This window comes from Bacillus sp. SIMBA_154, assembly GCF_046536015.1.
Taxonomy (GTDB): Bacteria; Bacillota; Bacilli; order Bacillales; family Bacillaceae; genus Bacillus; species Bacillus pumilus_P.
Genome location: NZ_JAWJBV010000022.1, coordinates 22,880 through 44,079 on the forward strand (window position 1 = coordinate 22,880; position 21,200 = coordinate 44,079).

Genomic DNA, 21,200 nt, shown 5'->3' on the forward strand with positions numbered 1-21,200 from the left:
GTACATTCCACTTTTTCGAGCATCTCATTGTAGATTGATATGTCATTTTATTATTATCTTCAAAAAAGAGGACTTTAAGATGATTTTACATTTTTTTTTGATACGGTCAACTAGAAAGAATGACATATTACCTCTCAAAAATGACGAAATAGGGGCAAAAAAGGCTAAAAACATACACAAAAACACTCTATGAAGAGTGTTTTTTACAAAATTAGGAGCAATCCCAATTATAGGCGATATTCTCGAAATTTTTCCGTTTGAGGTCTTCTGGTTTGATAAAAAAGTTGGCGATCCCGCAATCTCCCCACAGCAGGTCAACTTCATCATCTGAGTCAATTTGCAATAATAGAACGGTATGTTCTTGATCTACATATGTACGCGGGTCCTCTTGTGTAAACCCTGGATACCCGCCTAATTTATGACCAAAGCCACTCGCTATGTCATAAAATTCATCTAGCAGGGCATCTGCTTCATCAGCATCAACATTCGCATCTTCAAATAGGTCCCAGCTTTGTTTGCCTGTGACTTTTTCAAATCGAAAATCTCCTACGCTGATCGTTTCGCTTGATAATTCACCTGTAATCGCGCCTTCCTTCGTGACAGGAAAATAAAAATCATCTGGGATTTTCACAAAAGAAAAATCAGTTAATAACTCTTCTTCTGCTAAGAAAGGTTCCTCAATGAATTTGATCCGAAAATCTTTTTGCTCTGTTTTATGGTCAATATTCATCCCATAAAGATCATCATGCACAGAAATAAAGATTTGCAGAAGTCCTGTTTCTGGATAATCTTTCAGCTTCGGCAGCTGACCGAAATTCATTTGTGCCAAAAGCTTCATAGGGTGTCCTTCACCGTCAACTGGATATACGTCGTTTTTTGGGAAGTAAGGATCACCAGCTATTTTGCTGTCGTATGGTCCTGTTTTTCCTTGTTTCATCTTTAATTGAATCATTGGTTTTTCGGTTTGCTTTAACAACGGACGGTAGGGCGCGAGTATTTCTTGCAGCTTCGCTGATAGTGTCATGATGATCTTCCTCCTTATGAATAGGTCTAAAGACCAAACTGGTCTCTCTTTTTCTATCATACAGAAGTGTACCCTGCCTGTCAGCGATCAACCGGTCAATATCCTGACACATATCTCACCTTAAAACGTTAAAAAACCTCCGATACAGCTGGAGGTTTTGGTCCGGAAGTTTTTATTTCACTTGATAGTTTACTAAGTCGTCTGCCAATGTTTTCATCGTTTCGTTTGTTTCGTGAAGTCCTTCAATAATTTTTGTAAAAGTGCCGACAAGCTCTGCTTGATGTTCAGAGGAAGCCACAATTTGTGAAATTTCTTCTTCCATTCCTTTAATAGAGCTCTGTACATCTTTTAGCGCTGTTTCGATATCAGTTGTCGCTTGCTTCGCATGAGTGGATAGCTTTCTCACTTCTGTTGCGACCACTCCAAAGCCTGCCCCTGCTTCACCTACTCTTGCAGCCTCTATGGATGCGTTGAGTCCGAGTAAGTTCGTTTGATCAGAGATACCTTTGATGAGATTGGACACTTGATTGATTTTAAAGGAATTTTCGACAGTGGTTTTCGTATTTTGTAGAATTTGTTCACTTGTCGCTTGTAGTTCCTCTGAATGTGCGGCAACTTGCTGTACCATCGCGACTAGTTTTTCGGAAGCTTGGTTGCTCTCCGTCATGATGTGATCTAATCGTTGTTGATTGGTTTGGTCATACGCAACACAGAAGGCAGCGGCAACTTGACCAGTCTCATCTGTAATCGGGACGGCTACGATATCCATAGGAATCCCATATACTTCTTTCGGGATTTGGATAAACGATGGCTCTCTCCCATTTTTCAGCATCGCAAAGTTTTGAAATCCATCAGCCACTGTATCACCAGCTTTAAAACCTAAATCAATGTCCCCATGTTGCTGATAATAAAGAACCTTCTCTTTCCCTAAAACAGAAAAGGTTAGTTGCTCTCTCATAGCTAGTCCAATGATTGGTAAAGCGTCTATTATGTTATCAATTCTCTGTGACATTCGCTCACGTTCATCCTCTCTTTTTCTCAGTACACCTTCTTTATCGGTTCTTTATATGATCTATTCCAGCCTGCAATGTATACTAATATCAATCAAATGACCTAAGACATATAAAAAGCCCACATTCTATCAAGAGAATGTGGGTGTTTTTAAAAAAAGAAAATGCATATGGAGACACTGACACCTATGAAAAAAAGATACAAATAGTCGATCCATGAGGTGCTGATGATATGATAATACGTTCGCTCCCTCGTCCCTGTGAAGCCTCTTGCTTCCATCGCAATCGCTAGGCGTTCAGATTTTCGTACACCCTGCGTGAAAAGAGGTAGTGCATAACGTATAAAGGCTTTCCAGCTGTTTTTTTGCTTGTAGCCTCTGATTTTATGCGCAGCCTTCATTTGCTTCAATTCACTTTGAAACAACGGGATAAACCGGAAGCCGGCAAGCATTCCATACGCCCATTTTGGTGACATTCGGCATTGATGTATTAAGCTCATCATAAAGGCTGTCAAATCTGTTGTGGAGGTAAAAAGGAGACCAAATGTCACAAAGCCAAGCATTCTGAGAGATATGGTGAGTCCATTTCTTAAACTCTCCTCTGTGACATGAAACCAGGCCCACTTCCAAACAGTATGATCCCCCTTGCCGAAGGCCGCCATCATCCAAAACACAAGAATAAAAAAGAGCAAATAAGGGATAAATCTTGTGATAAGATACTTGATATTCCAACTGCCTAGTACAAGCCCGATGCCCAGAGCAAACAGCCAGATGATGAACGTTGTTTTAGGATCAGAAATCGCCATCAGACAGCACATTGCAAGAAGGTGAGCGAGTAATTTCATAACTGGATTCACAGTGGATAGAAAGGAGTGATTACTTTGCAATCGTCAGCACGTCCTTTCTTTCAGCCACATAGCGATAATGCAAAGGCACTCTCAGCTGATAAGAATCAATGAGTTTCTGATTTGAAAATAAATCATAAGGCGTGCCATCATACACATGCTCTCCTTGGTGAAAAAGCAGCACCTGATCTGCGCACTCATCGACGATCTCCATATCATGTGTGACCATCATAACAGTGGTGCCTTGGCGTTGGCGCTCTTTTAAACGTCTGATTAATTCCTTCGCCGTTTTTTCGTCCTGCCCGAAAGTCGGTTCATCTAACATTAATACATCCTGATCAAAAAGAAGCATTGTGGCGACACTTAATCTTCTTTTTTGCCCTAAACTTAAGGTGAAAGGATGTGCTTTCGCATGCTTCTCTAAGCCGAACTCTTCCAATAGCTGAACCGTTTTTTCTTGTACAACTGATTCTGGCCAATTTCGCTGTCTTCCGCCAAATGCGATTTCATCAAACACCGTGTCTTGTATAAATTGCAGCTCTGGATTTTGAAAAACAAAGCCTGCTTTTTCATATAGTAATCGGTCAGACCACTTTTTGAGATGTTTTTCTTTTAAGAAAATGTGGCCTTTTTTGATTGGCTCTAAGCGGATTAAATGTTTGAGACATGTACTTTTTCCGCTTCCATTTTCCCCGATGATCGCCACCCAATCTCCTGCTTTTATATCCAACCGAAGGTCATTCATAATCCTTTTTTTCCCGTAGCTTAATTGAAGATCCTCTGTTTGAATGATTGTCTCTCGATCTGTTGATCGGACTTTCTCACGCCGCTCTTTGCTTGACTCAAAGGTTTGCATAAGTGTTTGACTCAGTGGGTGAAATGGATCTTGAATAATAGTGGACCATTTCTCGGGAAATATTTTTGGACGCCAAATGCCTGCCTCTTTCATTTCTCCCTCATATGCTGTCATCACATCTTTCGGAGATCCATCTGCCAAAATGCAGCCTTGATCATCTAATAAAATAACCCGGTCCATCCATTCGATGACACCGTCTAGCACATGCTCCACAAAAATCATGGTTTGATCCTGATCAGCTGCAAGCTGCTGTAGCAGCTGAAATATCTCCATTCGCCCTGCTGGATCAAGCTGTGCAGTCGGTTCATCAAAGAACAGAACATCCGGCTCTAACGCTAGTAAACAAGCAAGCGCCAATCGCTGCTTCATGCCGCCTGATAATGTGTGAATATCTGTATTCGGATCGACATCCAGTTGTACTTTTTGCATGAGATGCCGAATGATGTCATCCATCTCTTCACGAGGTACAGAACGGTTCTCTAAGCTAAATGCAATTTCTTCATTGACCCGGTGCATACAAAACTGGGAATCAGGGTCTTGAAACATGACGCCTGTATGTCTTTGTAACATCACTTCTCCCTGCACGTCTGCTTCCATATGTTCTGGAATAATTCCAGCAAGAACCGAAATGAGCGTGGATTTTCCGCTTCCGCTTGGCCCTAAAATGAGCACCTTTTCCCCTTTTTGAATAGAAAGAGATACTTCATGCAGAACGGGCTTAGGCTGTTCATAAAAACGGACAGTGAGATTATTGCACGCGAGAAATGAATCCATGCTGTTCACCTTTGTTTCGTTTTTCTTTCATGATGGCATATTGATTCAGTACACCGGTCTTGGATAATGCATCCACTACAACTTTCGCTAAGCATCCCCCAAGTATCATACCGCTGATGATTTGAGTCACAAGTGTCATGAGTAAAACTTGAGGCGTGTAATAACCAAATCCATTGGCCATCAGGCTATATGCCATCGCTCCAACAGCAGCAAAGGCACCAGACAGCATAAGTGTCCACATGCGATATCGTTTATAACCAAAAAGAGCGAAGGCGATTTCTGCCCCAAGTCCTTGGCATACACCAATCAGCAGAGCTGAAAGACCGAAGTGGCTGCCTGTCAGTAATTCCACGGAGGCTGCGGCTGTTTCTGCAATGAGGGCAGCTCCCGGCTTTTGGATGATATAAGCGACGATTGGACTGGCAATCACCCAAATTCCAAACATGATATTGCCTCCTGCTGGACCCACAAGTGCTGTAATCGGTAAATAAAGAGTGGACCACCCTAAGTAGATCACACCGCACGCCACAGATAGAATCACGGCAAGGACGACTTCTTTCATCTTCCACGTCATGATGAATGCACCTCCAGCTTGACTGGCCACTCTTCCACAGTGAACGCCATTTCCCAGAATTTGTACTCAAGCTGACAGCTTAAGAAGAAGTGCTGTTTCATTTTTTCTTTTTCTTTCTCACTTGCTCCTTCCGCCCACTGATCAAGCCTTTTGCAAAGCTCAACTGTAACAGAGTCAGTTAACCCGCCATAAAACGTGATCCACTCATAAAATGGATGTGCCGGGTCAGGCTGCACGTCTGAAAGCATTCGTTTGCCTATTTCCCAATATGTCCAAGGGCAAGGAAGCAAAACAGCAATAATTTCTCCAAGTGTGCCTCCCTGTGCGACTTGCAGCATGTGATGAATATAGTGATGAGCACTCGGCGCCAACGAAGCACCTTGAAGCTCATCATATGCTACACCTGCCACTCGGCAAAGGTTTTGATGAGGATGCGTCTCACTATCTAGTACAAAAGCCATCTGCTGATGGAAAAAGGCAATGTCCTCTCTATCTGTACACCTGCTGATTGCTGCCGCATAAATTTTAATAAATGCATGTAAGTATTCTGCATCTTGTTTGACGTAATGAATGATCTGTTCCTTTTCAAGCTTTCCTGCTGCCAGCCCTCTGACAAACGGATGCTGATAAATGGCTTCAAATAATGGTTCCGCTTCTTTCCTTAATTGCGTTGAAAATGTCATAAAAAAAGCCTCCTCTTCTTCAGTTGAATAAATGAAAAAGCCACCCCAAATGGAGCGGCCTTCTTATCAATTCAATCATGAATAAGACAAGGTCCAGCTCCACTTCCCTCCGCTAGTACGAACTAGATCAGGTTCAAAGGGTCCAAGATTTTCTCTTGTCTCAGTCATACATGACTCCCCTAGTGGACTTTTGTCATTTAATTATCTTTACTCTACACATGTGGCGATTTGATGTCAACCGCCTTTCTTAATTCAATGTTTTAATTGTTGGCAGCTTCTCGATCCCTGCAGCATAGTAAAAATTAAGGACACTGAAGAAATCAATCGGCTTTCCTGTTTTTAAATCAACCGCTAAAATATGATCGCCGTAATTTGTCAAATCATCAAGGTCTAGGCGTCTTGGTGTTGTCTTCCCGAGAGTATCAACAAAGGTATCATGATAATATTGCCCGCTTGCAAACGATGATTGATGGTACATAAACAATGTCTCCACATCTAAGTAGACGAGAATGGCCTCTGAGGAACTCGCATAAGGAGCTGAGTACGACACTGGTGCCGAAATGCTTTTCACTTTCACACTTGAAATCGAATGGGTTCTCTGTTCATATTTTCCATCATATGAGAAATAAAACACACGCTTCCATTCATAATCTGCTGTCTTCGATTGCTTGTTATATACTTTTGTGCCATTTGCAAATACATCACCATTTGCATACTCAGCTACAAAGTATTGCAGGGTTGACGATAGAGATACAGCACCTGTGAAATTAGGTGGATTTTTTGCATTAACCTGTAACGTGTAGGAGTCTCCGAAGTCTCCACCGCTTGTGATACCAAATGCGTAATCACCAGCTGGTAAATTGGTTAACCCAAGAAGACTGCCAGCCGGCTGAATGAGATCCGTTGGGTAGGCTTGTCCTGTTTCATAATCAACAACAAATAATTGGACGAAATAATCAGGATTTGAAGAGGTAATCCGGCTGATGAGTGCCTGGGGTGAAGACGTGCTTAAAAACCATAAATCAACTGGATCGTCCTCTGTTAAGACAGCCGATTGGTTGATTGCTAGTCCATCAATGGAGCGTACGGCAGACGTGCGCAGCTTTCCATCTTTAGCGGCTTTTCGTTTGATACTGATTCCGTTTTTCTTATCTACTTTAAATGTTTTTTTCATTTGCTTCTGTTGAATAGCGGTTCCTTCATCCTGCTTCAAAAACGACTCTTGCACTTGCTGAATGGCTTTTTCCGTCAGTGGCGACACTTTTCCATCTGATTTTGGCGCTTCTTCTGCTTTTAACGCTGGTGAAAATAAACCTGTTGTCACAAGTAAAACAGACAGTAAAGCTGCGGTGATTTTTACGTAAAATGCTCTCACAGGAACATCCCCTTTTCCCTCATTTGGGTTTTTTACCCTGTGATCATTTTACCATTATTCCAGTAATTGTTTCGGTCTTTTTTAGGACATTTTTATAACAAAAAAACCAGCCGTATGCGTTACGACTGGTTTTTGGTCATTTTATACAATGGTTTTGACAAATAGTCGTGCTGTTTCTGCACTTGATCCTGGGTTTTGTCCAGTAATGATTTGTCCATCAACAACAGCGAATGGCGCAAAAGCTTCTCCTTTTTCAAACACCGCTCCTTGCTCACGAAGCTTTGTTTCCAATAAAAATGGAACCTTTGATGTCAGCTGAACGGCATCCTCTTCCTCGTTCGTGAACCCTGTTATTTTTTTTCCCTCAATAAATGATTTTCCATCACGATCCTTCACATCAACAAAGGCTGAAACACCGTGGCAAACGGCTCCGACTGCACCATTTTTTTCTGAAATCGCTAAGATCGCATCAGCTACCAGCTGATTGGATGCAAAGTCGATCATTGGGCCATGTCCTCCCGCAAAGAAGATCCCATCATAATCAGCTGGGTTCACATCTGTTAGCGCCTTTGTGTCTTGAAGTAATTCAAATACATCCTGATATTGCGCTGGAACACCTTCAGGAATTGAATTTTTATCTATCGGTACAGTTCCACCTTGAATGGAGACAATTTGTACGTCTAGTTCATTTTCTTTAAAGATGTGAAATGGCTCCGCCAATTCTTCTAACCATAAGCCTGTTGGGTGTCCGTTCATTTCCGGGCTGCTTGTCGATACTAATAAAACTTTCTTACTCAACTTGATCATCCTTTCGATTCATCATGTGGTTATTTTATATTTTGCACAATTAAATATCAAGCAATTCGACTTCGGTGCAACTCTTTATGTGATACCCGATTTTCTAAAAAATATGCCATCACTTCAAATCTCATCACTATGTCACATTCTGTTGGTAGGGAATTTCATGTAAAATTGCCATTGAGTGATATAATATGAGGAAAGATTGACAGACCTCTCGTGCTGGAGGGAACTTTTAAAGGAGTGGAAAAGAGATGAAAACCTATTCGATTGTGATGATCATCATCACGCTCTGTATCATATTGGCCGTCTTCTTGATGAACCTAACAGGGGTCATGTACGGAAAAATCATTTTGGCTGTTGCCGTAGCTCTTTGTCTGACATCCATTATCCGTTTGATGGGTCTTCGAAAAAGATAAAGCCGCCCTTATCAGAGCGGCTCAGCTTGTTGACAAAGGGCTAAAATGATCTTTATTTTAGCCCTTTGTCTTCTTTTCAGCGTGATAGAAAACCTTTGAAGTCTACGTGTACCGGAGCAGAGCGAATTTGAGATTCGTGAGCACCTGCACGCAGGACTGACACCGAATGCGAAGGTTTGTCTACACGCTGAAAGCCGTCCTTATCGGGGCGGCTTTATTTAAGATTAAATCGCCAGCATAAGCGCAATTAATGCGAGCAAGGCTGGTACTCCTTGTTTGATGATAATGGATTTATTGGATGTTACACCGCCAAATACCGCTGCGATGATCACACAAAGAATGAAAAATAGCTGAATCATATATCCAACGGTATTCGATCCGAGAATGAGCCCCCAAATGAGCCCTGCAGCTAGAAACCCGTTATAAAGTCCTTGATTGGCAAACATCACCTTCACATTTGGATCTTTTTGTAAGTGTTCAGGGAGCCGGAAAGATCTCTTAGCCATCTTTGATTCCATAAAAAACATTTCTAGTAACATGATGACAATGTGTTCTATCGCGACAATTCCTACTAAAATCATTGCTAAAATATTCAATTTAGTTAATTCCTTTCTGATAGACGATCACGAATCTCTATTTTGTCCGTGTATAAATCAAAGTCTTGTATTAATTCTAGCGCTTCAGTAAACCGACTTTGTGGAATGTCTTTCATTTTCCTTACACCGAATTCCCTTTTAATAAAAGCCATGATGGTATTGATATGAAGCTTACCATGGCCATCATACTCCAAATGGCTGCAAAAAGTCTGCATCGTCCCTCGAATCACCTTTAATTGCTTGGCAGTGACACAACTCATTGGTAACGCTCATCCTTTCCTGTTTTTTAACAGCTAAAAAGAACCGTGAATGAAAGAAAACCTTCCAGTCTCTATTATATAATGGTTTCATTCGGATATCAAAATAAAAAAGAACAAACATTCGATCAAAAAACGATCATGTGATAAAAATCCTTATCTCAACACATCAAAAAGCCGGATTCAATGGTAGAATCCGGCTTTCTGTTTAGTTACTTTTAGAAATTAATACCTTTCCAACAGAACGATCCTTACTTTGTCCAATGACTTTAAAGGATAGACCATATGTCGGCACATCGCGTCCTGCATCTGGGTTATTTGGATTCACATAATTCTTTTGATCACTAAATGTACGAGTCGGACGAATATAGCGATCTTCCAAGGTTAAGCCTGTTGTCGCTGTATAATCAATATTCAGCTTCGTACTTGGATTCAAAGAGAATGCTGCATCATGTACTTGGAAACCTGTCGCCGCGATGGAGCCGTCACTCCATTTCAATACTTGCTGATCCGCATCTACGACACCAAGGAAGCCGTTCCCTGGATGCTTTCCTACCCAGTTATCACTATACGATTGATCGACATACCACACGACCAAACCGTTATTATAGCTCATCAGACTTGCTCCACGTTTGATAGACTTTAAGCCTTTATCGACATCAGCATAAGAGCGCCACTCTAGTAAATAGTATTGCGCTGCATATTGTTTTCCATTAGACTGCGAGAAACCATTGAAGGTGAAAGTGGACGTTCCCTCGGCATCATCTGACCACACTTTCGTTCCATTTGCTGTTACGTTCAGATCATCTACGAACAAGCCTGGTAGCGAATAGCCTGCATCGGTTGTGTATCGGAATTGCAGATCGATTTTCTTCCCTGCATAAGCAGAAAGATCAAAGGCTGCATCTACCCAGCCGTCTGATTTTCCGTCGATGCCATTACCTTCGTTAGCACCTGCTTCATTTCGGTCATTTGTTATGTTACCAGCAATGGTTTTCCATTGCTCGGTTCCAGTTTCACGAACTTCTACATATGCATAATCATAATCTTCTTCGATATCGTACCATGCTTTAAACGTAAGCTCTGCTTTGCTTCCCTTCGACAAATCAATACCTGTTGTCGTCATGGTTGCATTCAAATTGTCACCCGTCCCGCTGAAGTACGCGTATTTCCCCTCGGCAGGCTTTGTGACCACAATCTCTTTATCTGGTAAATCTACGCGAACCGCATCATGGTTGGTTCCTTTTGTTGCTGCTTCATCAATTAATACTGTTTTGCTTTTCTTTAATGTTTTACCATCAATGGTTTGTCCTGAAAGCCAGTTGCCGCCATGCAGGTTTTGAAGCATTTCTTTTGCATATGGACTAAAGCCTGTTGGTTCCGTACCAGGTACTTTACCTGCCCAGCTCCCACTTGACATGATAGACCAGTAAGAAACGGGCTCTCCTTTACCTGTGTATTGTGTATCATACTCATCAGGAAGACCAAGATCATGCCCGAATTCATGTGTGAAAACGCCTGCTGCACCATCTTCAGGCTCAATGGTGTAATCTAATGCTCCTAATTTTCCGCCTTGACCCGCTTCAGATTCAGTATTCGGAATTTCAAATACATCACCAAGTGACCAGCGGTGAGACCAAATGGCGTCAGAGCCGAGCTGTCCGCCGCCTGCCTCTTCACCTACGCCAGCGTGAACGACCATGAGATGATCAATGATGCCGTCTGGCTCGTTATAAACGCCGTCTCCATCAACATCATAGCGGTCCCATTGATCATATTCACCGAGGTCAATATTCGGATCTTTTGCTGCTGCTTCAAGGGCTTCTTTCACCAATTCACGCGGTCTGCCATCACTGCCTTCATCGTCAGGGACATTCCCGCCGTAATAAGCTGCTTCATGCTTGGCTGTATACCAGCCAGCAACTGTTCCACTGACCGTGTAACTGCCGCCGGACTGCTTTTCATAATATTGCTTCATGGATACTTTTCGTTTTCCATCTGGACCGATGTAGCCATTTTTTCCGAAAAGCATATCTTGATAGTGCTGTTGATCGTACTTGTCATAGTACATATCAGTCTCTTCTTTTTTAATACTATTATGCTTATAATCTTTAAAATCTACTAATAAAACCAGTACTTTATCATTGCGAACGTCGCCTTTATACTTTTCTTTTTTGACAGGTTTTACTTGGCTGCCTTCTTTTCCTTTATGCTTCTTTAACTTTTTCTTTTGGGCTAGTTTGTTATGTACTTCTTGTTTGTATTCTTTCAGGAATTCAGGCTCTTCTGTTAAGGTGCTTGCGCTTTGTTTCATCGCAGCTTCTTCTTTTTTCTTTAGATAGTTCTTTAATGCCTTTTGGGTTTCTGCCTCATTGGCATTGTTTTTGATTTTCCCTTGTTTTTTCAAGGCTTTGATGAGGCGGTCTTCATTCACGACACTTGCGTCGAATGGAATACCCGAATAATGACCACCGTCTGAGGATGTTGATTTTTCTGAGGTGTGGGCAGATAGAGGTGTGCTGAAAGCTGTCAATGTGCCTAAACTGAGGACAGCTGTTAGTGCTATGCTCGTCCATTTCCCTTTTTTCATATTGGTTCCTCCCTAATTTGGTAATAAATAATATCTAATTCTAGCATATTCCAATATACTTAAGTCGAAAAACATTTTATTTTCAGAAACTTTGTGGAAAATGCACAATACGGGAATGAAACGGGCGGAACCATGTGTCGAAAATAAAAGAACCCTAGGCAATAAACGCCTAGGGTGATTGTTGTTTTCTATGAAAGCTGCTCGCCTTGAAAGGCAACAACATCAAGTGGAGCGGCTAAGAATTCTTTTGCCTTCGCTACGAAAGCTTGGAAATGTGCACTTGCATTATGGCTCTGAACTGCTGCTTCATCTTTCCACACTTCTAACATTAAAAAGGCATTTTCCTTTTCTGTATCCTTGAACAGCTTGTAGGATACATTGCCTTCTTCCGCTTGCGAAGCTTTCATTAATGCATTAATTTCTTCTAGAAATTCGTTTTCTTTTTCTGGATGAATGGTCATCCCTGCATGAGTAATAATCATATAATCGTCTCCTTTTGAAATGATATTATTTCCACTCTGTAATACGATCAATCGGTAAGCGGTAAGATGCATAGCCTTCGTCAGCAGCTTTCCCAATTGATAGCAGCATCACTGGTACATAACGTTCTTTATCCCAGCCAAATGTTTCAGCGATGACTTCTTTATCATATCCGCCAATTGGGTTTGTATCATAGCCGTGTGCACGTGCAGCAAGCATAAGCTGCATAGACACAATTCCACCGTCAATTAAGATGGTTTCGCGATTGACTTGCTCTGGAAGAGCGTCAAAATGTGCAGTTAATGCAGCAATTTGTCTTTCTTTCACTTCTTGCGGCATGTAGCCGTTCTCTACTGCTTTTGAATAAATTTCTTCTAAGTATTCATTGTTTTTCATATCTGCAAATACAGCAATGACAGCTGCCGATGTTGACACTTGAGTTTGGTTGAATTTTGCAAGTGGTGCAAGCTTTTCTTTTCCTTCTGGGCTGTCAATAACCATGAAGCGCCAAGGCTGTGCATTCACTGATGATGGTGCAGTTGTTGCTTCTTCTAAAATCTCTGTCATTTCTTCTTTGCTGATTTTTACAGCTGGGTCATAGTTACGAATCGAGCGGCGCCCTTTCATAATGTCCATAAAATCGTTTGTTTTTAATGCTGTAGCCATGTGTAACACTCCTTTAGGTTGTTTGAATCTTTTCGATGTTTTGTTGTAAACGGATGAGCACATCAGTGAGAAGCTTTCGTTCTTCATCACTTACGTTTTCAAGCATTTCTGAGATAAATCGTTCTTTTTCTTTTTTAGAAGCTTCGATTCTTGTTCTGCCTTCCTCTGTCAGACGGACAAGTGTGACTCGATTATCTTCCGGCTTTCTTCTGCGCGTGACCATCCCTTTTGTTTCTAACTGTTTTAAGTGACGCGTCACAGCCGCACTATCAATATTTACTTTTTTCTGTAAATCTGATTGGCTGATTTCATCGGCTTGAAATAACAGTGATAGCAACTCCAGTCTTGATTGGCTGATGCCCGTGCATGCTTCGAACTTCACGCCCATCATACGGTTTACACACTGCAAACGATATAATATCTCTGCTTCTTCAGAGCAAAATGCTGTCAATGCCATCCCCTCTTTTCTATTCAGATCAATTAGTTGATATATCAATCATTGACTCATCAACTAATATACACCCATTGTTTGATGATTGCAAGAGGTTTGTTTCATAAAGTGAAATTTTTTTCAATAGAAAAAGACGAGCTGTACGCCCGCCTTATGTTCCTGTTGTCGATGTTGGTCCTGCATAGTGACTAATGATTCCAATGATGATCAAGACAGCAAAAATGAAGAGAATCAGTTTGAGCATCTCATGGATTATCCCCTCCCACCTTTCTAACTAAAATTGACATAAAAAAAGACAAAAGCGATCAATCAATCACTTTTGTCCTTTATCTTTATTCTGTAATTACGGTGTGAATTAAAGTTGGTGCATCGGCATGATCAGCAATGCGGATGTTGTCGTAAATTTTCTCCATCACATTCGCAACATCTTCACGATTCGCATGCAGCGTCACGAGAGACTCGCCTTTTTCTACACGATCGCCCACTTTTTTGTTCAGCATGATGCCGACAGATAAATCGATATCATCTTCTTTTGTTGCACGTCCTGCTCCAAGAATCATCGCTGCAACACCGATTTCGTCTGCGACGATTTCAGCAACCACACCTGATTCTTTTGCAGGAACTTCGATTTGGTAAGGTGCTTGCGGCAGTTTTTCCGGCTGATCTACAATCGAGCCGTCTCCACCTTGATTTTCTAAGAATTCCTTGAATTTATCAAGTGCTTTGCCGTTTTTCATGACTTCAATTAGCTTTTCTCTTGCTTCATCAAGTGTCTCTGCTTTTTTCGCAAGAACAACCATTTGACTTCCTAATGTGAGCACAAGCTCGTTTAAGTCTTCAGGACCTTCGCCTCGGAGTGTATCAATCGCTTCTTTCACCTCAAGGGAATTTCCAATTGCTAAGCCTAACGGCTGAGACATGTCAGAAATAACAGCCATCGTTTGTCTGCCAACGTTGTTTCCGATACGAACCATTGCTTTTGCCAGCTTCTCAGAGTCTTCAGGTGTTTTCATGAAGGCACCTGCACCTGTTTTCACGTCTAGTACGATTGCATCTGCACCAGCAGCAATTTTCTTACTCATAATGGAGCTTGCAATGAGCGGAATGGAGTTAACGGTCCCTGTCACATCACGAAGAGCATACAGCTTTTTATCAGCTGGTGTGAGGTTGCCTGATTGCCCAATGACTGCTACTTTATGACGGTTCACCAGCTCGATGAACTCGTCTTTTGTAATTTCTACGTGGAAGCCTTTCACAGCTTCAAGCTTGTCCACTGTACCGCCTGTATGCCCAAGGCCGCGCCCTGACATTTTCGCAACAGGTACATCAAGTGCTGCCACAAGAGGAGCGAGTACAAGAGTTGTTGTATCGCCTACGCCGCCTGTTGAGTGCTTATCTACTTTAATGCCGTCAATGGCAGACAGGTCAATCGTATCACCTGAGTTCGCCATAGCGAGTGTTAAGTCTGCACGTTCTTGATCCGTCATATCTTGGAAGAAAATCGCCATAGCCAAGGCACTTGCTTGGTAGTCAGGAATTGTTCCGTCCGTATATCCTTTGACAAAGAAAGAAATTTCCTCTGAAGATAATTCTTTTCCGTCACGTTTTTTCGCAATGATATCTACCATTCTCATTGTTCTCACCATTCCTTTTTTAAATTAGTAAATCAAACCGACAACGCCTGCAGTTAAGAAGCTGACGAGTGTTGCACCGAATAACAGTTTTAATCCAAAGCGTGCGACAACGTTTCCTTGTTTTTCGTTTAAGCCTTTGACTGCTCCAGCAATGATACCTATAGAGGAGAAGTTCGCAAATGATACAAGGAATACAGAGATGATGGCTTCTGTACGTGCAGTGAAATGTAGAGCGTCGCCAGACAGCGCCAGCATCGCCACAAATTCGTTGGACACCATTTTGGTTGCCATAATACTTCCTGCTTGTACCGCTTCGCTCCAAGGTACACCGACTAGGAAAGCAAATGGAGCAAAAACATATCCAAGTACATCTTGGAAAGAAACGCCAATGACCGCTGTGAAAATTCCATTAATCATCGCAATTAACGCAACGAATCCAATCAGCATCGCAGCTACAACAATGGCTACTTTGAAACCATCCATGATATATTCGCCAAGCATTTCAAAGAAGGATTGTTTTTCTTCTTCTACAACTTCGAGCATGTCTTCGTCCTTAGACACTTCATATGGATTGATGATAGACGCGATAATAAATCCACCAAATAGGTTCAGCACAAGTGCTGTCACAACGTACTCTGGTTTAATCATTTGCATGTACGCACCGACAATGGACATCGATACAGTCGACATCGCAGAAGCACACAATGTATAAAGACGCTGCTGAGGTAATAATCCGAGCTGTTTCTTAATGGAAATAAAGACTTCTGATTGACCTAAAATCGCAGATGCTACTGCGTTGTAGGATTCTAGTTTCCCCATTCCATTCACTTTACTAAGCAAATACCCGATTCCGCGTACGATAAGCGGGAGAATACGCCAATGCTGCAGGATACCGATCAAGGCAGAAATAAAGACAATCGGCAGCAAGACGTTAATGAAGAAAGTTGACGCATTATCATTCATTAACCCGCCAAATACGAAGTTGATTCCTTCACCGGCATAGCCTAGAAGCATTTGGAATCCCTTTGCAAATCCTCCGACTAGGAAATTTCCTACACCTGTATTGAGCAGAATATAACCTAAAATAAATTGCAGTACAATCATGACAATGACTGGACGGAATTTCACTCGTTTTTTCCCGTTACTAGCCAGCCATGCAATGGCGAGAATCACCAGCAAACCGATGATACCAATCACGTATTTCATGTTTTTCCTCCTCGAATGAATTCGTTTACATTAATGCGCTTGTATGGAATAAACCCTATTTCGCAAACAAATCGCGGAAGAAATTCCCATAAATGAGATCCTTCCGCATATGACTTTTTCATCATTTAATGCATCATGATTGTTATCCTACCATAGGACCGTATGAATTAATAGTCTTTCGAAGGAGCTGATTGATCCCCTTTAATAATGGAAACGCCTGCACTGGCACCAATGCGGGTAGCACCTGCAGCTGTCATAGCCTCAACATCTTCTTTTGTTCTCACGCCGCCTGATGCTTTCACACCGATATCAGGTCCGACTGTTTTACGCATCAATGCGATGTCCTCAACGGTTGCACCGCCTGTACTAAATCCAGTCGATGTTTTCACAAAATCAGCGCCAGCTTTCACAGAAAGCTCACAAGCTCGTACTTTCTCTTCATCTGTGAGTAAACACGCTTCAATGATGACTTTCACAAGTGCCTTACCTTTCGCTGCGTCTACAACCGCACGGATATCTTGTTCAACCACATCATATGCGCCTTCTTTCAGTGCCGCAATATTGATGACCATGTCCACTTCTGTTGCTCCGTTTTCAATCGCATCCTTTGTTTCGAATGCTTTGACCGCCGTTGTACTTGCGCCTAACGGGAAACCGATGACTGTACATACATCAACGCCTGTTCCTGCTAGTTCTTTCGCTGCAAGTGACACCCATGTTGGATTGACACAAACGGATGCAAATTGATGAGTTTTTGCTTCTTCAAGTAACTGCAAAATCGCAGCTTTAGTTGTATCTGGTTTTAGTGCTGTATGATCAATGAGCTTTGCTATCGTCATGCTTCACACTTCCTTTTAATTATGATACTTTCATCATAAATGACTATTGAACAATTGTAAATATAGTTATGAAATTTTGTTCATCTATTTTGTGACATTTAAAAGAGCTCTTGCTGTGTGCTGATCAATGATCAATACGTTCGCATATTTTCCTCTAAGTGCTCCGTGGATAGAGGCAACCTTTCGATGGCCGCCAGCGACAAGAATAGACCGTTCTTTTTTCCTTAAATCATCAAGCTCCACACCTATTGTCCGATTGTTAATCGCTTCACTGCAAATACGTCCTTCATGATCATAAAAGCGTGAACAAATATCTCCAACGCTAGATGCCTTAAGCAGCGCTTTTTCTTCTTCACGGAAATAACCAAGCCTAAACAAAAGCGCCTCTTCCCTTACCGTCCCAACAGTAAACACAGCGATATTCGCCTGTTTGCCCATTTCAATGATCCGCTGAATATGTCTGTCCTGTTCGACCATCTCTTTAACAGCTGCACTATCAAACACAACAGGAAGCGGCAAATAGCGTGGTGCTGTTTGAAAGGCCTCCGCAAACAGCTGGATGGTTTCCGCAGAATATGTATTGACATGTGAGTGGCTGATTCCGCCCTTCAGCTGGACAACCTCTACACCTTTTACCTGTTTAGGTTGCATGTTTTGTGCAATTTGATACATCGTGGTTCCCCAGCTCACCCCTACGATATCACCGTCTTTCACCGTGTCTTGCAAGTAATCTGCACCAAATTGGCTCAGGTAATCGGTGATGGTCGGATAGTCGTCCTTTGGCGAAAACACTACATGAGCTTCGAGCAGATCATATTTTTCCTTAAGCAATGAAGACAGCTCGTTTAAATCCTCAAACGGGTCCATCACCGTGATTTGGACGTACCCTTTTTCCTTCGCATATTGAAGCAGCCGAGACACAGTCGGTCTAGACAGATCAAGCTGTTTGGCGATTTCCTGCTGACTGTAATCAGATAAATAATAGAGCCTTGCCGCTTCAATACTTAGTTGCTGTTTCTCACGATCCATTCGTACGCCTCCTTTTTTTCTTCTATCATAACAAATTGTTCACCTGATCATGCACAAATGTTCATTTGAAGAAAATCGTATAGGCGGCACGGAAGGTCTCATTCTTCTCTAAAGTTTGAATGCCGAATTTCTCCTTGTACTGCCCATTCGTCCCTTCCATATCGGCGATGCCATACCAAGGCTCAATACAAACAAAAGGAGCCATCGTTCTCTTTTCCTGATCATAAGGAGACCAAATGCCAACGAATGGAAAACCACTGAGGTCGATCTCAACCCCATGACCTGCCTGGGAAAACAATGACACTCGATTGATATGACTAAAGATCATCGCATCATGCTGGAAAAGCTCTGCCTGGAGCTGAATCGGCTCAAGCTGAACTCCTTTCCTCTTCTCTCTTACAAGTGAATCCTGAAGTTCATATTGGACTGGATCATGTTCGGTGGAAGGTGTCAATGTCAGTGAATAATCTGCTGTTTGCTCCCCTTCAACAAGCGGGACATGAAATGCTGGGTGCCCACCAATAGAGAAATACATCGTGTCATCTCCGTCATGATCAATTTCCCAGGAAATCGTCAGCCCATTTTCCGACAGTTCATAACGAATGCGGGCTGTAAATTCATAAGGATATTGCTCAACGTGGCGGCCATTTGATTGATATTGAAAAGCTACTTTATCTTTCGCTTCTTCAAATAGATCAAAATCGACATCACGAAGAAATCCATGCTGCGAGAGTTCATACGTTTGATCGCCTATCTTGTATTGATCATCCTTTAATCGTCCAACAATCGGAAATAAGACGGGTGAGACCCTGCCCCAATAAGCCGGATCACCAGACCACATATAGTGACGTCCACTTTCCTTGTGAAGCACCTCTCTGACTTCGGCACCCCTCTTATTGATCTGAATCAATAGCTGATCATTTTCAATCGTTCTCATTCAACACATCCCCCTTTCATTCTTCTTTTATTATGACAGGGATTTTGGTTTTGAGTATTCCCACCCCATCCATTCTTCTTCAAATAAAAAAATTTTTTTAAAAAAGACAGAAATTCGCCAACAAAATGTGATGCTGATTCGTCTAATCTTATATAAAATAAAAGAATCGTTGTTCTTTTGGAGTAAACAACAAATAAGAAGCGTTCGACATTGATGGGGGATTCATTTTCATGAACAGCAAGGAAAACCGTTTACGTTACATATTAGGATTAGATGGGCTGAGGGCTGTTGCCGTATTGGCGGTCATTGCTTATCACTTACATATCGGACCCGCAAGCGGCGGGTTTCTTGGCGTTGATTTGTTTTTTGTGATTTCTGGTTACTTGATTACGACGATCTTGCTGCATAAGCAGGATTTGGGCTATCAAGAGCTTTTGCCATTTTGGATGGGCCGGATCAGAAGGCTTCTTCCAGCTGCCTACATCATGATTTTTTTAACTGTCAGCTGGTGCGCCATTGCTGGTTCAAACGCATTATTGTCCATTCGTGGCGATGCCTTATCATCCTTTTTTTATGTGAGTAACTGGTGGTACATTTTTCATCAGCTTTCTTACTTTGACAGCTTCAATGCTGTATCTCCACTGAAAAATTTATGGTCTTTGGCAATAGAAGAGCAATTTTATATTATTTGGCCGGTGCTGTTGATTGCTGGACTGAAATGGATGAAAAATAGAGCCCACCTCCCCATGATCACCTTTGGCCTTGCACTCGTCTCCGCCTTATGGATGGCGATTCTCTATTCGCCAGATACTGACCCAAGCAGGGTTTATTATGGAACAGACACTCGTGCATTTGCGCTCCTGATTGGGTGCAGTCTCGCATTTGTTTGGCCGATGCAAAGACTGTCTAGCAGAAAATTACTTCCTGTTGGCAGACGTATTTTACATATCGCTGGATTTGGTTCGTTTGCGATTTTCCTTCTATGTGTTTATGCAGTGGACGAATTTGACAGCTTTCTCTACCAGGGCGGTATGTTTTTATTCTGTCTTAATGCAGCAATCTTAATTGCATGCATATGCCACCCTGCAAGTCTCGTGGGGAAATGGCTGTCCTTTAAACCCCTCGTCTGGCTTGGGAAGCGGTCTTATGGCATTTACCTGTGGCATTATCCCATCATTGTGCTGACCACACCGGTTATTGAAATTGGACAGCCTTCCATGGGGCGTGTCACATTGCAGCTCATGGCAATTCTACTGATTGCAGAGGCTTCCTATCGCTGGATCGAACAGCCCATTCGACAGCTTGGATTCAGACAATATTTTGCCTCTTGGTCTATTTGGAAAAAAGGAATCAAACAATGGTCTATGTCCAATAAAGTGTTCCTTGGGATTACCGCAGCTCTCTTGATTTTGTTTACAATTGGCATGTCTAGCTCGTCTCATACATCCCCACATGCCAAGGAAGTGACACAAATTAAGACGGCACCAAAAAAAGCAGGAGACCCTGACCCTTCGGAATCAAAAGCAAAGAAAAAGAAAGAAAAACACGGAAAAAAAGCAGGAGATCACAAACAATTTCATCAAATTCTCGCCATTGGTGATTCCGTCATGTTAGATATTGCTCCTAATCTCGAAAAGGTATATGAACAAATCACCATTGATGCGAAGGTTGGCAGACAAATGAATGAAGCCATCAGTATCGCCCCTCAATATGCTTCATTGAATCATGCTGATTCCGCCATTATTATTGAGCTTGGGACAAATGGTTATTTTACTGAGGGCACTTTGACATCATTCATTCAGCATTTTTCAAAAGCACACATTTTCCTTGTGAACACGAGAGTTCCAAGGTCTTGGGAAAATGATGTGAATGCAGTGATCCAGCGAGTGGCCGATCAACATCGCAATGTGACCTTGGTCGATTGGCATTCGGCCGCTACAGGACAGCCAGCCTATTTTCAGCCAGATGGTGTCCATCTTTCAACAAAAGGATCTGACACATTGACACAGCTCATTACAGCAAGCATCAAGAAAAAAGGAGATGTGTCGTCATCATCATAAAAAGACTAGCATGGCGCTAGTCTCAGACCGTAGACAAACCCCACCTTTACTTGAAGTGAAAGTGGGGTTTTTACTTATTTTGATAAAATATATCAGTT

General features: G+C 42.1%; 21 protein-coding genes and 1 riboswitch. Of the genes, 2 read left to right on the top strand and 19 right to left on the bottom strand.

Features of this window, described 5'->3' with window-relative positions; genetic code table 11:
- Positions 1–211: 211 nt before the first annotated feature.
- From R0K30_RS19450 to R0K30_RS19485, 8 genes are all read right to left on the bottom strand, one after another.
- Positions 212–1,024, bottom strand: a complete 813-nt coding sequence (locus R0K30_RS19450) for a YwqG family protein (protein ID WP_230031633.1) — start codon at positions 1,022–1,024, stop codon at positions 212–214.
- 172 nt (positions 1,025–1,196) lie between these two features.
- On the bottom strand, positions 1,197–2,036 hold the full coding sequence (locus tag R0K30_RS19455) for a methyl-accepting chemotaxis protein (RefSeq protein ID WP_410612355.1): 840 nt from the start codon (positions 2,034–2,036) through the stop codon (positions 1,197–1,199).
- Positions 2,037–2,185: 149 nt separating this feature from the next.
- Positions 2,186–2,920 carry an energy-coupling factor transporter transmembrane component T family protein gene (locus tag R0K30_RS19460; RefSeq protein WP_099727206.1) on the bottom strand — a complete coding sequence of 245 codons (735 nt, stop codon included), beginning with the start codon at positions 2,918–2,920 and terminating at the stop codon, positions 2,186–2,188.
- A complete protein-coding gene (locus R0K30_RS19465; protein WP_410612358.1) occupies positions 2,910–4,508 on the bottom strand; it encodes an ABC transporter ATP-binding protein in 1,599 nt (532 codons plus the stop codon). Before R0K30_RS19465 ends, R0K30_RS19460 begins: the two co-directional genes overlap by 11 nt.
- Complete coding sequence (locus R0K30_RS19470) at positions 4,483–5,082, bottom strand: ECF transporter S component (protein WP_230031641.1); 600 nt, start codon at positions 5,080–5,082, stop codon at positions 4,483–4,485. Before R0K30_RS19470 ends, R0K30_RS19465 begins: the two co-directional genes overlap by 26 nt.
- Entirely contained in the window at positions 5,079–5,765 is a 687-nt protein-coding gene (tenA, locus tag R0K30_RS19475; protein ID WP_099727209.1) for a thiaminase II, read from the bottom strand. The genes R0K30_RS19470 and tenA overlap by 4 nt, the downstream gene beginning before the upstream one ends.
- An 87-nt stretch (positions 5,766–5,852) precedes the next feature.
- Positions 5,853–5,956, bottom strand: a riboswitch (TPP riboswitch).
- A gap of 56 nt (positions 5,957–6,012) precedes the next feature.
- Positions 6,013–7,140: a hypothetical protein gene (locus R0K30_RS19480; protein ID WP_099727210.1), complete on the bottom strand. Its 1,128-nt coding sequence runs from the start codon at positions 7,138–7,140 to the stop codon at positions 6,013–6,015.
- Positions 7,141–7,281: 141 nt separating this feature from the next.
- Positions 7,282–7,938, bottom strand: a complete 657-nt coding sequence (locus R0K30_RS19485) for a type 1 glutamine amidotransferase domain-containing protein (protein WP_099727211.1) — start codon at positions 7,936–7,938, stop codon at positions 7,282–7,284.
- Positions 7,939–8,192: 254 nt separating this feature from the next.
- Here R0K30_RS19485 and R0K30_RS19490 point away from each other — a divergent pair, with 254 nt between their 5' ends.
- Entirely contained in the window at positions 8,193–8,357 is a 165-nt protein-coding gene (locus R0K30_RS19490; protein ID WP_003214630.1) for a hypothetical protein, read from the top strand.
- A 224-nt stretch (positions 8,358–8,581) separates the two neighbouring features.
- On the opposite strand, the gene R0K30_RS19495 is transcribed toward R0K30_RS19490, so the two are convergent.
- From R0K30_RS19495 to R0K30_RS19545, 11 genes are all read right to left on the bottom strand, one after another.
- Positions 8,582–8,953 (bottom strand): DUF1304 domain-containing protein, encoded by a 372-nt coding sequence (locus tag R0K30_RS19495; RefSeq protein ID WP_099727212.1) that lies wholly within the window; start codon positions 8,951–8,953, stop codon positions 8,582–8,584.
- A 5-nt stretch (positions 8,954–8,958) separates the two neighbouring features.
- Positions 8,959–9,213, bottom strand: coding sequence for an ORF6C domain-containing protein (locus tag R0K30_RS19500; protein WP_099727213.1), 255 nt, complete (start codon positions 9,211–9,213; stop codon positions 8,959–8,961).
- Between the two features lie 205 nt (positions 9,214–9,418).
- Entirely contained in the window at positions 9,419–11,800 is a 2,382-nt protein-coding gene (locus tag R0K30_RS19505) for an immune inhibitor A domain-containing protein (protein ID WP_230031643.1), read from the bottom strand.
- Positions 11,801–11,988: 188 nt separating this feature from the next.
- On the bottom strand, positions 11,989–12,282 hold the full coding sequence (locus R0K30_RS19510) for a putative quinol monooxygenase (protein ID WP_099727215.1): 294 nt from the start codon (positions 12,280–12,282) through the stop codon (positions 11,989–11,991).
- A 25-nt stretch (positions 12,283–12,307) separates the two neighbouring features.
- Positions 12,308–12,946 (bottom strand): nitroreductase family protein, encoded by a 639-nt coding sequence (locus tag R0K30_RS19515; RefSeq protein ID WP_099727216.1) that lies wholly within the window; start codon positions 12,944–12,946, stop codon positions 12,308–12,310.
- A gap of 13 nt (positions 12,947–12,959) precedes the next feature.
- Positions 12,960–13,403, bottom strand: coding sequence for a MarR family winged helix-turn-helix transcriptional regulator (locus R0K30_RS19520; RefSeq protein ID WP_099727217.1), 444 nt, complete (start codon positions 13,401–13,403; stop codon positions 12,960–12,962).
- A gap of 326 nt (positions 13,404–13,729) precedes the next feature.
- Positions 13,730–15,031, bottom strand: a complete 1,302-nt coding sequence (locus R0K30_RS19525; RefSeq protein WP_099727218.1) for a pyrimidine-nucleoside phosphorylase — start codon at positions 15,029–15,031, stop codon at positions 13,730–13,732.
- Between the two features lie 24 nt (positions 15,032–15,055).
- Positions 15,056–16,237 carry a NupC/NupG family nucleoside CNT transporter gene (locus R0K30_RS19530; protein WP_410612365.1) on the bottom strand — a complete coding sequence of 394 codons (1,182 nt, stop codon included), beginning with the start codon at positions 16,235–16,237 and terminating at the stop codon, positions 15,056–15,058.
- Between the two features lie 167 nt (positions 16,238–16,404).
- Positions 16,405–17,076, bottom strand: coding sequence for a deoxyribose-phosphate aldolase (gene deoC, locus R0K30_RS19535; RefSeq protein WP_256499151.1), 672 nt, complete (start codon positions 17,074–17,076; stop codon positions 16,405–16,407).
- An 84-nt stretch (positions 17,077–17,160) separates the two neighbouring features.
- Positions 17,161–18,105 carry a DNA-binding transcriptional repressor DeoR gene (deoR, locus tag R0K30_RS19540; RefSeq protein WP_410612368.1) on the bottom strand — a complete coding sequence of 315 codons (945 nt, stop codon included), beginning with the start codon at positions 18,103–18,105 and terminating at the stop codon, positions 17,161–17,163.
- A 61-nt stretch (positions 18,106–18,166) separates the two neighbouring features.
- Positions 18,167–19,042 (bottom strand): aldose 1-epimerase family protein, encoded by an 876-nt coding sequence (locus R0K30_RS19545; RefSeq protein ID WP_230031650.1) that lies wholly within the window; start codon positions 19,040–19,042, stop codon positions 18,167–18,169.
- Between the two features lie 230 nt (positions 19,043–19,272).
- Here R0K30_RS19545 and R0K30_RS19550 point away from each other — a divergent pair, with 230 nt between their 5' ends.
- Positions 19,273–21,102, top strand: coding sequence for an acyltransferase family protein (locus R0K30_RS19550; protein ID WP_099727222.1), 1,830 nt, complete (start codon positions 19,273–19,275; stop codon positions 21,100–21,102).
- Positions 21,103–21,200: the final 98 nt, after the last annotated feature.